This window comes from Streptococcus oralis SK304 (assembly GCF_000287715.1).
Classification (GTDB): domain Bacteria; phylum Bacillota; class Bacilli; order Lactobacillales; family Streptococcaceae; genus Streptococcus; species Streptococcus oralis_Y.
Map to the genome: position 1 here is coordinate 212039 of NZ_ALJN01000016.1, position 13916 is coordinate 225954.

A 13916-nucleotide genomic window follows, 5' to 3' on the forward strand; every position below is an offset into this window, starting at 1 on the left:
GGGAAGGTAAATGAAGGATAAAAGAGAAATCATACGTGCCCGAAAGGCATTTAGAAGAAGTCTAATAGATGAGAAGAAATTCTTGAAAAAAGGAAAGAAGGAGGTGAAGAAACAGAAAAAAGATTCCGCTGTACTGGATGAAAAAAGATGGAAAAAAGAGATAAAGGAAAAGTTAGAGGAGATGAGAGAAGCTTCAAAGGCTAGAGTAAAACAAGCAAATGAAGACTACAATCATATTCTTCAAAATAGTCCTCCATCTCTTTTAAATCGCAAAGAACTAAGAGACAGACGATTGCCTCATGCTAGGAAACGATTGAAAATAGCCAAGAAGCAATATAGTGAAGCCAAGGTAGAAGCAAAAGAAGAAAGAAAAGAAGAAAGAAAAGAGAGTCGTAAAGAAAGAAAAAACAATCAAAAATTTCTTTATGGTCAGGAATCGAAACAAAAATCTAATTTTTTCTTTCAAGGGAAGAGTTTAGAAGAATTAAAAGCTAAGAAAGAAGTCAAGGCCGCAAAAGAGAATCTAAAATCTACTAAACAAGCCTATAAGTCCAAAAAAGTCAGTAGGAAAGCCAAAACTTTTCTTTATGTCCTTGGACGTGAAGGTGGAGAGTTAGCTTCAGAAAATGAAGATTTAGAAGGCTATCGCACACTTCAAGAGACCATTAGAAAAGGGAAACGCTACAGTCGGCTTTCTTATAATCTTGGGAAAGCTAGTGTCAAAACTGGACAAGTAACAGGTCGTTTTACCAAAAAAAGACTGACCAACACAAAAGAGCGATACCATCATTTTAAGGATGGAAAAGGATGGAAACTAGCGAAAGAGAATCCAAGTTCCTTTAAAAATCGGTTTCGAAAATTAAAGAAACAAGGTCTTACAAGTGTCCGAAATATCTATCAAAAACTAAAAGCAGCCTTTTCCTTCTTTACATTTGCGGCTGGAAATCCTGCAACATGGATAGTTGGAGGATTAGTCTTTCTTCTCTTACTTATGATGAGCTTCTTTTTGGGATTTTCATCTGCTAGTTTGATTCAACAAGATGAATTTGAATTAACAAAAGCTTATACCCACCTAACTTGGGAAGATGCAGAACATACTCGCACAAATGACAAAGGAATTACCTATTACACAAAAATTGATGATGTGATGGGGTATATGAACTTTAAATTCCATGACTATGAGTTACACAAACCAGTTCACTTGTTTAGTTCAGAAACTTACAAGGATTATCTATCTACTTTGTGGCATGATTTAAACGATGGGGATGATTTGAAATCCATGCAAGACCTCTATGAAACTCCTAAGTATAAACTATCGAAAGACGATCAAGAGGGAATAAAGGAACTAAAAGAAGAGGGTGTGTATGCTTCCATGCAGGAATTGGACAATCCATTTGAGGGGAAAAGCAACGAAGATAGTCTAACCATGGCTTATCGTTATGGATACTATGATTTAGACGGAAAACCTACTCTTCAGGAGTACATTCTACTAGAAGCGAAGGCTCACCAAACAATTGTCGCACCAATGGATGGTGTTGTATCTCTTGATGGTGATAATGTTATTCTCACTAATGGAAAAGGAGAGAATGAAAGTCGTTTAACCTTGTATTCCATTCATAATGGCCGTGCGATAGAGGGGACGAGAGTCTTAACTGGTGATATTATTGGTGAGACACCAGACGATACAGGTTTGAAAGTTTCCTATCAAAAGTATAAAAACAAGAAAGAAAAATTGGTGTATGTCAATCCGCAATTTTATTTTCCCAAAGTCATTCAACTTCAGACCACTATCTTACCTGCCATTGGTCAGTTTGGTGGAGATGAGTTTGAACGAGCAAAACATATTTATGATTTTTTGAAATCTCAAGGGGCAAGTCCCCAAGCCATTGCGGCTATTTTAGGAAATTGGTCTGTAGAGTCTTCTATCAATCCTAAACGAGCTGAAGGGGATTATTTATCTCCTCCAGTTGGCGCCACCGATTCCTCATGGGATGATGAAAGCTGGTTAGCGATAGGAGGGCCAGCCATTTATAGTGGTGCTTATCCTAATATCCTTCATAGAGGTTTGGGGTTAGGTCAATGGACAGATACCGCAGATGGTTCAACACGTCATACAGCTTTATTGAATTATGCACACGCCAAAAATAAGAAGTGGTATGATTTAGACCTCCAACTTGATTTTATGCTTCACGGGGATAGTCCTTACTATCAAAGTTGGTTAAAGGATTTCTTTGGAAATACGGGCAGTGCAGCCAATCTCGCCCAACTCTTCCTCACCTATTGGGAGGGAAATTCTGGTGACAAACTACTGGAAAGACAAACCAGAGCAACGGAATGGTATTACCAAATTGAAAAAGGCTTCAGCCAAACAAATGGAGGACAGGCAAAAAGTGACCCGCAATCCCTTGAAGGGGTTCGTGGGGACTTGTATGATCATTCTGTTCCTGGTGGTGGAGATGGTATGGCCTATGCCTATGGACAATGTACATGGGGGGTTGCGGCTCGTATGAACCAATTAGGCTTAAAATTAAAAGGAAGTAATGGAAAGAAGATTTCAATCATTAATACCATGGGAAATGGTCAGGACTGGGTTGCGACAGCGTCAAGTCTTGGAGGTGAAACAGGCTCTACACCAAGAGCAGGTGCTATTGTTTCTTTTGTGGGAGGTACACATGGCACACCAGCAGACTATGGTCATGTGGCTTTTGTAGAGAAGGTCTATGATGATGGTTCTTTCCTTGTGTCTGAAACTAACTATGGTGGCAACCCTAACTATACCTTTAGAAAAATTTCGCAAGCAGATAGTGCCATTAGTTTTGCCTATACTACGAAATAGAAGAGTTTACACTTGAAATTTTAACAATTTTCAGGTAGAATAAATAGTGTAGATGAGTAGTCGGCTCATGGTCAATCTGATAGTAATCTTGGACATAAGGGCCAAGCGGTGGCGGACACCAGAACGAAATCCGATAGTAATCTTGGACGTAAGGGCCAAGCGGTGGCAGACACCAGAATAAACCGACTGACTAGGTGGCTTACAGACTCTGTAAACCACCTTTTTTGTGAGGAAAATATGGCAAATTTTGAAGATTATCGTAATCCTAATTACACCGAAAAAATAAAACTTCAGCGTTTTTTTACCCAGTTACAAATTGCGGCTTCTTTTTTTAAAGAACACTTTGTTGGCAAAATCATGTATTATGAAACAGAAATTGAAAGTGTTGAACTTCATTTTTCACCTACTAATTTCATGCACCTATGTGGTGTTGATTACCGAAAAGGTGCAGGCAGTTTCTTTGACGATTGTTTAAATAAACATGTCATAATTGATGAGTTGAAAATAAAAAAAGATGGAACCACGATGCAAAAGTTACAAGTTTTAGGATCCATTGAGGAGTTATTGGGAAAGTATGTTCATCTAACTGGTTCAGGACGTTATTTGTATTTGGAGTTTGATTATGCTCTACGTACAAGAAAACAGATACTAGCATTAACATTGAAAGAGACATCTAGGAAAATTGTTCCTCAATCTTTATTAGATTTGAAGAGAAAGACAGTATTTCCAAAAGGTAAAAAAGTAATTTCAATTTACTCAAAACATTTACAAACGTCAGAACTTTTTTATTATTTAAAAGATTAGTTTACATATCTTTTGTGGCATAAAATATATTTTTATCATTTTAAGGAGAACGAGGTTTTGGCTCGTTCTCTTTTTTCGTTGTGATACTTCTTTCAAGGAATATTTGGTAGGATTGGAGTGAAAAAAGATTAACTAGGAAAGAAGGAAGTATATGGAAGCCATTTATCACCGTGATTCGGATCAAGATGGACTAACTGATGCTCAAGAATTGGCGCTAGGAACAAATCCTCTTAGCGCAGATTCTGATGGTGATGGACGTTCAGATTTAGTGGAAGTAGAAGAAGGAACAAATCCCTTAGAAAAGGATTTACAAGACATAGACCAAACAAGTATAACTGAACCGTCATCAGTATTTATGGAAATGAAACAAAAGATTTCAGATATGATGGAGAGTCACTACAAGGAATTTATACAGGCTCTGATTAGTATTGAAACAGGGATTGAAAATCAACAAGACCTAGAAGACTTATATACTTACTACATGAGAACAGATGCCGTTTCTCTTTTGTCTAGTGATTTAGAAACCAGTCCTCAAGAGGTTGAAATGGAGATAGAGTTGTAGGGGAATCATGTGATTCTCCTATTTTCGTATAGATGAAAGGAGCGAGTATGGAAATAATGCAATTATTGGCTATGTTTCGTGGAACAATTCCAAAAGATAGGGAGAAAATGGCCCTATTTCTTCGTTATCAAGCGCAACATTTTGATGAGAAATGGCAGGACTTGGTAGAGAGGTTTTTGTCTGAAGAAGGTAAGATAGAAGAGGTTCCTCATGTCTATTCTTTTGATCAAGATATTGTTTCTTTCTTAGAGGCTAGTTCTGAAAATAATGATCAAGATTTAGAAGGTTACACAAGAAGTTTTGGACAAGCGGGTCTAGGTAAATTATCTCAATTAAGTAATTGGGAGAAAAACTTGGTGCTAGAAGTCGCAACCTATAACCTTTCCTCTCGATTTTACATCCAATCTGAAAAAGAAAAACTAGAACAACTAAGTGAGCTTGTATTTCATCAGAATCAGGAAGTTAATTTAGTCAACGTCTATCGAGTTGCGAATAATCTATCTGATCGTATTAGTAGAGATATAGAGGAATTTCTTCTAATGGTTGATTCCAAAGAACTTAAAAAAGAAGTTCTTGAGATTCATTTTGAAGAAAAAGAGGGAGACATTCTAGCTTATTTGGGTTCGGAATTGATGGCTACTTTAGATACAGTTACGGAGCTTGTCCATCATGAAGAAAACTACCAACAACTTCCACTGACACAAAAGCTGAAGATTATTACTCATTTTGATGATGTAAAGGCTAGAAGTGAAAAGTATAAGCAAGTAGAGGAATCCTTATCTCCTTCAACTGATATTGAACAGGAAATGGAAGAAACTAACTCTTTTTCTAATGTTGATAAAATTGTGGAAGAAGCTTTGAGGGAATATCCAATCGGTTCACAAGTGAGTTATAAAGGCCAAGTATTTCAGTTAGTTTCGATTGAAAATGCACACTTAAATGACTTAGTTCGCCTAGAGCTATTCAATGATTCCAACCAGTTATTTGAAGAAAATCCTATTTTATACTTGAACAGTTTGGAAGAGATTGAACAAGTCTTGTCTCTTGTAGAACTTGAAAAAGAAGATTCAGAGATTGAGATTGAATCACCAAGTGAAAGCCAGGAAATAGATTTGTTTTCCTATCTGGAAGAAGATAATGAAAAGGATAAGGAAACAGAAACGCTTATTGTAGGCATAGAAGAGACGGATGTCCCTGTTCTAGATTTTGTTTTTCCAGATGATTTAGAGGACTTTTATCCTAAGACAAATCGAGAAAAAATTGAAACGAATATCGCCGCAATTGACCTTGTTAAAAGATTAGAAAAAGAGGGACGACAAGCGAATCTAGAAGAACAAGAGCTACTAGCCAAGTATGTCGGCTGGGGTGGTCTTGCCAATGAATTTTTTGATGAACTCAATCCAAAGTATGAAGCAGAACGTTTAACTCTTAAGAGTTTAGTAAGTAAATCAGAATACTCCACCATGAAACAAAGTTCTCTCACAGCCTATTATACAGACCCGATGATTATTCGCCAGATTTGGCAAAAATTAGTGGAAGACGGCTTTGATGGAGGAAGGATATTAGATCCATCTATGGGGACTGGGAACTTCTTTGCGGCTATGCCTAGAAGTATACGAGATAAATCAGAACTCTATGGGGTTGAATTAGACAGTGTGACAGGCGCAATCGCAAAACAACTACACCCCAATACCCATATTGAAGTGCGAGGATTTGAAGAAGTTCCCTATCAAAATAATAGTTTTGATTTAGTCTTAACGAATGTTCCTTTTGGAAATTTTCGCATTGCCGATAAAAACTATGATAAACCTTATATGATTCATGACTACTTTGTCAAACACTCACTTGATTTAGTAAGAGATGGAGGGCAAGTTTCGATTATTTCATCTATTGGGACAATGGATAAGCGGACAGATAATGTCTTACAAGAGATTAAAACCAATACTCATTTTTTAGGGGGAGTTCGTTTGCCGGATACGGCTTTTAAAAAGATTGCAGGTACTCGAGTGACCACAGACCTCCTCTTCTTTCAAAAGAATCAAGCAAAGAATCTTAATGAAGAGGAACTTGTTTTTAGTGGTTCTATTCCCTTTGAGGAGGATAAGCGTGTCTGGATCAATCCTTATTTTGATGGGAAATACAACACACAAGTTTTGGGTGAATATGAGGTACGTAATTTTAATGGAGGAACCCTCAATGTTAAGGGGGTATCAGAAACATTATCTGCTGACATAATGAAAGCATTAGAGAATGTGGAAGCACCTAAACAAAGTGACAATTCTTTGAAAGCACCTGTTTTTATCCAAGAAGAAGTGGATAATTCTATCCCAAGTCGTATACGTGAGGATTTAGCGCTCTATTCTTTTGGATATGAGGGAAATCAAATTTATTACCGAGATACGCATGGCATTCGGAAAAGTTCAAAAGTAGACGAAATTAGTTATTATGTAGACGAGAAGGGAGAATTTAAAGCCTGGGACAGTTCTTTGTCTGAACATAAAATAGATCGATTCGTGCAACTTCATTTGACAGATGAGGAAGCACTAGATGTATACAAGTCAGAAGAAGCGAGTAAAAGGGGGAAATATAAGGGACTGTTCAAAAAAACTGTCTTTTATGAAAGTCCCTTATCGGATAAGGATATTAGTCGCATTAAGGGCATGGTTGATTTGAGAGAGACCTATCAAGCCTTAATTGAAATTCAACGTCGTCCAGATTATAGTCGTCCAGATTTTCAGATATTACTTAGTAAACTCAATCATGACTATGACCGTTTTGTAAGTCAATTTGGATACTTGAATGCCTCAGTCAATCGGAACTTATTTGATAGTGACGATAAGTATTCCTTACTAGCTAGTTTAGAAGATGAATACATTGATTCTAAAAGTCAGAAAGTAAAATATAAAAAATCTTTAGCTTTTGAGAAAGCATTGGTTAGGCCGGAGAGGGTGATTACAAGAGTTTCAACAGCTCTAGATGCCTTAAACTCCAGTTTATCGGATGGTAGAGGGGTTGATTTAGACTATATGGTATCCATTTATCCCGAACATAGCCAAGCTACTATTTTAGATGAGTTAGGTGACCAGATTTTAATGGATCCAGAAAGCTATTTAAGAGGGGAAAGAAAATATCTTTCTAAGAACCAGTTTTTGTCAGGAGATATTCTCAACAAGATAGAAGTAGTTCAACTGTTAGTAGAGGAAAACAACCAAGAATGTGATTGGAACCATGCTTTAGATTTGTTAGAATCTGTTCGTTCTCCACGGATTCATCTGGCAGATATTGAGTTTAAAATAGGGTCACGTTGGATTCCTCAATCCGTTTATGGTAAATTTGCCTTTGAATGTTTTACCAATCGTGAATTTGGACTGTCTTCTCCAGATGTAGAACAAGTTATTGAAGTGAATCCTGTCGATGGTCAGGTTCATTTAAGGACATCATTTGCTTATCGCTATCCGAATGCAAAAGATAGTAGTCTTGGAGTTAGTGGGTCACGTTATGATACAGGAAGAAAGATCTTTGAGAATTTACTTAATTCGAACCAACCGACGATTACTATGACTGTTACGGAGGGAGAAAAGAAAAAGACTATCACAGATTTGGAAAAAACCTCTGTTTTAAGAGCAAAAGAGCAGCATTTACAAGAGCTCTTTCAAGAATTTGTCTCACGGTATCCAGAAGTCCAACAAGTCATTGAGGAAAGCTATAATCGTCTTTATAATCGAACGGTTAGTCGAGAGTATGACGGTAGCCATCTAGTCATTGATGGCTTGGCACAAAACATCAGTCTTCGTCCTCACCAAGAGAATGCCATTCAAAGAATCGTAGAAGAAAAAAGAGCCTTATTAGCTCATGAGGTAGGTTCAGGAAAGACATTGACCATGCTTGGTGCTGGATTTAAATTAAAGGAGTTAGGGATGGTTCATAAGCCTTTGTATGTAGTGCCCTCTAGTTTGTCTGCTCAATTTGGTCAAGAAATCATGAAATTTTTCCCTACTAAAAAAGTCTTTGTGACTACTAAGAAAGATTTTGTGAAGGCGAGAAGAAAACAATTTGTTTCTCGTATTATTACAGGAGATTACGATGCCATTGTCATTGGGGATTCTCAATTTGAAAAAATCCCTGTCAGTAAGGAAAGACAGATGAATTATATCGAGGATAAACTTAATGAACTACGAGAGATTAAAACACATTCTGAAAATAAGTATACCGTTAAAGAAGCAGAGCAATCAATAAGTGGTCTAGAGAAACAATTGGAAGAACTCCAACGCTTTAATCGTGATAGTTTTATTGATTTTGAGAACTTAGGAATTGATTTTCTCTTTGTGGATGAAGCACATCACTTTAAAAATATTCGCCCAATTACTGGACTTGGGAATGTAGCAGGGATTACCAATACAACGTCTAAGAAGAATGTGGATATGGAAATGAAGGTGCGACAGATTCAGGAAGAACATGATTTTAAGAATATTGTTTTTGCGACAGGAACACCCGTTTCAAATTCTATTAGTGAGTTGTACACTATGATGAACTATATTCAACCAGATATCTTAAAACGCTATCAAGTTGATTATTTTGACTCTTGGGTAGGTGCTTTTGGAGAAATTCAAAACTCTATGGAATTAGCTCCTACAGGGGATAAGTACCAACCTAAGAAACGATTTAAAAAGTTTGTCAATCTACCTGAGTTGATGAAAATCTATAAAGAAACAGCCGACATTCAAACACAAGATATGTTGGATTTACCTGTCCCAGAAGCCCATATTATCCCTATTGAGAGTGAGTTAACCGAAAACCAGAAACTCTATTTAGAAGAATTGGTTATGAGGTCAGATGCGGTCAAATGTGGAACAGTTGATCCGAGCCAGGATAACATGTTAAAGATAACAGGTGAGGCACGGAAACTAGCTATTGATATGCGTTTATTGGACTCTAGTTATAGTCTAGCAGACAATCATAAACTGCTTCAGGTAGTGGATAATGTTGAGAGAATTTATCGAGAAGGAATGGAAAATAAGGCTACTCAGATGATTTTTTCAGATATTGGCACACCTAAGAAAAAGGACAATGGCTTTGATGTTTATTCTGAGATTAAGGCATTATTAGTTGATAGAGGAATCCCTAGTAAAGAAATTGCCTTTGTACATGATGCCAATAGTGATGAAAAGAAGAATAGTTTGTCTCGAAAGGTCAATGCAGGAGAGGTGCGGATTCTCCTTGCTTCAACTGAAAAAGGAGGAACAGGTTTAAATGTTCAGAGCAAGATGAAAGCAGTTCATCACCTGGATGTACCGTGGAGACCAAGTGACATTCAGCAACGCAATGGACGGATTATCCGACAGGGAAATGAAAACAAGGAAGTGGATATTTACCACTACATTACCAAAGGTTCATTTGATAATTATCTATGGGCAACTCAGGAGAACAAACTTCGTTATATTAAGCAGATTATGACTTCTAAGGAGCCGATTCGTGCTGCGGAAGACATTGATGAACAGACCATGACAGCTTCTGATTTTAAGGCACTAGCAACAGGTAATCCTTATCTCAAATATAAGATGGAACTAGAGAATGATCTAACTCTATTAGAAAATCAAAGACGCGCCTTTCAACGCAGCAAGGATCACTATCGTCATACAATCTCTTACTGTGAAGAAAATATGCCCATTCTTGAGAAACGATTAAGCAAGTATGAAGGCGACATTCAACAGTCTGAAATGTCGAAAGACCTGGCATTTACTATGACAGTAGGTAAGCAAGCTTTTGAGCAACGAGCTGAAGCAGGGGAATCCCTACACCGTCTTATCCGTCATAATCAAGCTGACAGCAAAGAATTCCGTACCCTTGCCAGTTATCGAGGATTTGACATTAAAATGCTTAGTCTTCCAACAAATCAACCTCTTCCTGAAACTTTCTCTGTTAAGATTGTAGGAGAAAATCAGTATTCTGTCAGTTTAGATTTGTATTCTCCTTTGGGGACAATTCAAAGGCTTCAGCATACGATTGATCACATTAAAGAGGACCAAGTGAAAACTCAGAACTTATTGGATGAATTAAAGGATAAATGGACTACTGCTAAAGTAGAAATTGAGAAAAATTTTCCAAAGGAAGAGGACTATCAAACAAAAAAGGCCGAATACGATGTACTCGCGCCATTGATTGAAACAGAAACGGATTTAGATATTATTGATCAGGCCTTAAGACAATTCCACGAAAAAGGAAAAGAAAAGCAAGAACAACTTTCTTTTGAATTAGATTAAAAAAATAGATATAAATAGCGGACAAGAAAAGAAAAGCGCGGTAGAATAAAGATAGAAAGAAACGAGGTAACGATTATGATGGAAGATACCTATTATCAATTAGAAGAGGCCTTAGTACAGGGATTTCAAACACCTGAAGAATACCAAGCCTACAAGGAGTTAAAGGAACATTATGAGGAAGTGACAGGCGATTACAGCTTTTCTATACGAGAACTTACTAGTCAATTGGAAATCGCTCTTCAGAATCATCGAGGTGTGGACTTTGAAGAACATGAGAAAGAGGAGTATTTGGACTTAGTTCAAAAGCTAGAGGAATTTGATTCCTCTCTTGCCACCCATTATCGTCAATTGATTGACTAGAAAGGAGAAAGTCATGAATGATTTACTCCTTATCCCAGTAATTTTTTTAGCAGTAGGAGGAATTCTCATTCTTTTATGGAGACTCTTTCTTATTGCCAGTGGACTTTTCCTGATTGGTTTTATCAGTTTTCTTATTTTCGTGGAGGTCTATGGAATTTATTTGTTCTTTACTGAACCGACTTTATACTTTGATGATATCAGACAACATGGTTTAACTAGTTTTACGGCTGTGTACCTTTTCATCAATCTGATGTTGGTTCTAGGATTCAGTTGGCGTTTCATAAACTCCAAAACTAAGGAAAGTATGTAAACTTGTTAGATGGTTAAAAAACTTTATCTGAATCTAAATTCGGATAAGGTTTTTTATTAGCCTTGATTCTTTCATACACTTCATAGCTAAATTGGAACAATAATTTATGATAATTTTTATCCTTACTATTATTACTTGTATTTATGGCTTGTTTATGTCGTTCAATATGAGAAAGAGCTCTTCTCAAATTTTCTTCTTTTAAATTATTCATAGTTACATTATAAGATAAAGACATCTAGTTTTGATATTTTTCTCTGAACTGTACGATTTTGCGCCTGAAATGTAGGAATTACCTTTCGTTGTGATGTGATAAAACTTACAAGTTCTTTTTGTTATTCTTGACCTAGTTTTTATAGAAAGAAGGTCTAAGATGTTAAATAAAGTCAAAACTAAAGCCTTAATTAGTGTTGGAGCAGTGGCTGCAACTAGCTTTATTCTCATGATGGGATATACTGCTGGTCAACACTCGACTGCTAAACAAAGTCGTAAAGAGATTGAATTAGCTGCAGCTAAACTTGTAGAGGACAAACAAGCAGAAGATAAAGCAAGTATTTTGTCATCAGATACTGTAAAAGAATTTTTGACGCAGTACTATACGAAAGAAAAGCTCGGAGAAAATAATACACGTATTCAACCTTATATGACTGAATCGGCTTATTCTCAAGAATTGTCAAGTCAAAATGATGCCATGAACCAAGTTTATAAGGACTATATTTTGGATTATCATTTTGAAAAAGCAGATATCTTTGTCAATCAGACTACGAATCAAGCCATTGCCATGGTCTCTTATAATGTAACCTATGTATCTGATTTAAAGAATGCCAACCAATCAAAGACCAATCAGACAGAAACCAGAACGGTTAAGTTGTCTTATTCGAAACTACCAGGTAAGTTATTGGTTAATCAAGTACAGGTTTGGAAATCTGGGTTAGATGATTTAGATAAGGCCACTCCCAAAACTTTAGAAGAATCATCATCTGTCCCCTCACTGCCAAATACTACGACAAAATGATGATATTGCATGGAAATAGAAGAATGTAAGCAAATCTCAATTCTTGATGTAGCCAATCGTTTAGGTATATCCTTTAAACAAGTTTCAAACAGTGTCTATGAACATCCTGAACACGATTCATTCCGGATTTTTTCAACTACCAATACTTTTAAATGGTTTTCAAGAGATATTCAAGGTGATGTTATTGATTTTGTTCGCCTAGTTAAAGGAATTTCTTTTAGAGAAGCTCTATCTTTTCTTTCTGAAGAACCTTTTCAAAAAGGCATTGTTCAAGAAAAAAGAGAGAGACCATTTTATTATCCTTTAAAGTCAATAGAAGATTCTGACTGTCGTTTGACCAGATATTACTTAACAGAATGTAGAGGAATCTCAGAAGAAATCGTACAAAAGATGATTCAACAAGGTCTGATTACACAAGCCAGTTGGAAAACAAATGAAACAGTTGAACCTGTTATTGTTTTTAAAAGTTTTGATCATCGTCACAAACTGCAGGCGGCAAGCCTACAAGGGATTTATAAGAATCACTCTCTTCCTAGAGAGAGGCTGAAAACGATTCTAAAAGGAAGCCATGGACATATTGGAATATCCTTTGATATTGGTAAACCAAATAGACTGGTCTTTTGTGAATCGTTCGTAGACTTGATGAGCTATTACGAGCTTCATCAACAAAGTCTATCTGATGTTCGTTTGGTATCTATGGAAGGATTAAAAAGGTCTATTGTTGCTTATCAAACTTTACGACTGATAGCTGAAGAAAATCAGAAGTTGGAATTTTTGGATACAGTAATACCTTCAAAGTTATTGCCTTTAATCAATACAATTCGTGATACCACCAGCTATTTTGATAATCATCCTGATTTATTGACACTTGCGGTAGATTGTGATGATGCAGGTAAAGAATTTTCTGATAAGTTATCTCAATCAGGATTTCCTGTTTTACTGGATTTGCCTGATAATGAATCTGGGAAAGAAAAACGAGACTGGAATGATGTCCTTAGAGAAAACAAATCAGATTTACAATTGATGCTTGAGTCTGCAAAAGAGACATTTGGGAATCAGCCAGTAAGACAAACCTCTCAATGTTTAGAATTGTGATAACAAAATCAAGATGTTTTAGCTAATATTAAAATGAAGGAGGATCGTATATGACCATAATCGAACGCTTAGAAGAAAAGGTCACTAGGCAAGAAAGTAAGGTAGCAAGAGAGACAGAAAAACTAGCTGCTTACAAAGAACAACTGGAGACAGCGATGTTTGCGACGTTCAAAAGGCGTCAAAGCATCAGTCACATGAGTTTTGAAGAAGCTCTTGACCATGCCTTTGGTAAAGAAAGACAATTCGATGATTCTGAATCTAGAAAGGATGAAATGAGTGAATGACAAAAGATTGGAATTTTAATCAACCATTAGAAAGTAAATCAGAAAATCAAGAAGATCCAGATAAAATTGCGGCCTTATTTGGAAATCATCAAGGAGGTAATGATGTAAATTATGAAGCAGCTTTTCAAAAGCGCAAACAAGCACCTGTAACGGAATCAAATCCTAGTTCTAAACCCAAAGTTACAGAGGTTAGAACAGGAAAAGAGACAGATATCACTACAAGTTATCAGCAACATCTTAAAAGACTTATTGCGGATAACAATAGTGATATTCAAAGCAGTCAAAAGAAAATTGAAGAGCTACATACTTTGATTGACACTAAGAATAAAGACAATAAGAAATTGCAGTCCATTTATGATGCGATTTCCGAATTACACTAAGCAGTCCTGATAG

12 protein-coding genes are annotated in these 13916 nt (G+C 36.5%); 10 read left to right on the top strand and 2 right to left on the bottom strand.

What is annotated here, in order from left to right:
- Nucleotides 1-10 precede the first annotated feature (10 nt).
- Entirely contained in the window at nucleotides 11-2836 is a 2826-nt protein-coding gene (locus HMPREF1125_RS07945) for a phage tail tip lysozyme (RefSeq protein WP_000653447.1), read from the top strand.
- A gap of 30 nt (nucleotides 2837-2866) precedes the next feature.
- Here HMPREF1125_RS07945 and HMPREF1125_RS12820 read toward each other — a convergent pair whose 3' ends face one another.
- Nucleotides 2867-3055, bottom strand: a complete 189-nt coding sequence (locus HMPREF1125_RS12820) for a hypothetical protein (RefSeq protein WP_196218623.1) — start codon at nucleotides 3053-3055, stop codon at nucleotides 2867-2869.
- An 18-nt stretch (nucleotides 3056-3073) separates the two neighbouring features.
- Between HMPREF1125_RS12820 and HMPREF1125_RS07950 the strand changes: the two genes are divergently transcribed.
- The 5 genes from HMPREF1125_RS07950 (at nucleotide 3074) to HMPREF1125_RS07970 (ending at nucleotide 11132) form a co-directional block, all read left to right on the top strand.
- Entirely contained in the window at nucleotides 3074-3640 is a 567-nt protein-coding gene (locus HMPREF1125_RS07950) for a PBECR4 domain-containing protein (RefSeq protein ID WP_001263044.1), read from the top strand.
- 151 nt (nucleotides 3641-3791) lie between these two features.
- Complete coding sequence (locus tag HMPREF1125_RS07955; RefSeq protein ID WP_000387491.1) at nucleotides 3792-4202, top strand: thrombospondin type 3 repeat-containing protein; 411 nt, start codon at nucleotides 3792-3794, stop codon at nucleotides 4200-4202.
- A 47-nt stretch (nucleotides 4203-4249) separates the two neighbouring features.
- Nucleotides 4250-10462 carry a DEAD/DEAH box helicase family protein gene (locus HMPREF1125_RS07960; RefSeq protein ID WP_000404913.1) on the top strand — a complete coding sequence of 2071 codons (6213 nt, stop codon included), beginning with the start codon at nucleotides 4250-4252 and terminating at the stop codon, nucleotides 10460-10462.
- A 75-nt stretch (nucleotides 10463-10537) separates the two neighbouring features.
- Nucleotides 10538-10822 (top strand): DUF5962 family protein, encoded by a 285-nt coding sequence (locus HMPREF1125_RS07965; RefSeq protein WP_000969635.1) that lies wholly within the window; start codon nucleotides 10538-10540, stop codon nucleotides 10820-10822.
- Nucleotides 10823-10835: 13 nt separating this feature from the next.
- Nucleotides 10836-11132: a DUF5966 family protein gene (locus HMPREF1125_RS07970; protein ID WP_000998893.1), complete on the top strand. Its 297-nt coding sequence runs from the start codon at nucleotides 10836-10838 to the stop codon at nucleotides 11130-11132.
- A gap of 13 nt (nucleotides 11133-11145) precedes the next feature.
- On the opposite strand, the gene HMPREF1125_RS07975 is transcribed toward HMPREF1125_RS07970, so the two are convergent.
- Nucleotides 11146-11343, bottom strand: a complete 198-nt coding sequence (locus tag HMPREF1125_RS07975; RefSeq protein ID WP_002883212.1) for a hypothetical protein — start codon at nucleotides 11341-11343, stop codon at nucleotides 11146-11148.
- Between the two features lie 159 nt (nucleotides 11344-11502).
- On the opposite strand from HMPREF1125_RS07975, the gene HMPREF1125_RS07980 reads away from it, so the two are divergent.
- Genes HMPREF1125_RS07980 through HMPREF1125_RS07995 form a run of 4 tightly spaced genes read left to right on the top strand, consistent with a single transcriptional unit; the run spans nucleotide 11503 to nucleotide 13903 of the window.
- Nucleotides 11503-12144 (top strand): hypothetical protein, encoded by a 642-nt coding sequence (locus HMPREF1125_RS07980; RefSeq protein WP_000933083.1) that lies wholly within the window; start codon nucleotides 11503-11505, stop codon nucleotides 12142-12144.
- Between the two features lie 9 nt (nucleotides 12145-12153).
- Complete coding sequence (locus HMPREF1125_RS07985; protein ID WP_000401895.1) at nucleotides 12154-13239, top strand: toprim domain-containing protein; 1086 nt, start codon at nucleotides 12154-12156, stop codon at nucleotides 13237-13239.
- A 50-nt stretch (nucleotides 13240-13289) separates the two neighbouring features.
- Entirely contained in the window at nucleotides 13290-13523 is a 234-nt protein-coding gene (locus HMPREF1125_RS07990; protein ID WP_000152421.1) for a DUF5965 family protein, read from the top strand.
- Nucleotides 13520-13903 (top strand): DUF5945 family protein, encoded by a 384-nt coding sequence (locus HMPREF1125_RS07995; protein ID WP_000159212.1) that lies wholly within the window; start codon nucleotides 13520-13522, stop codon nucleotides 13901-13903. The genes HMPREF1125_RS07990 and HMPREF1125_RS07995 overlap by 4 nt, the downstream gene beginning before the upstream one ends.
- Nucleotides 13904-13916 lie beyond the last annotated feature (13 nt).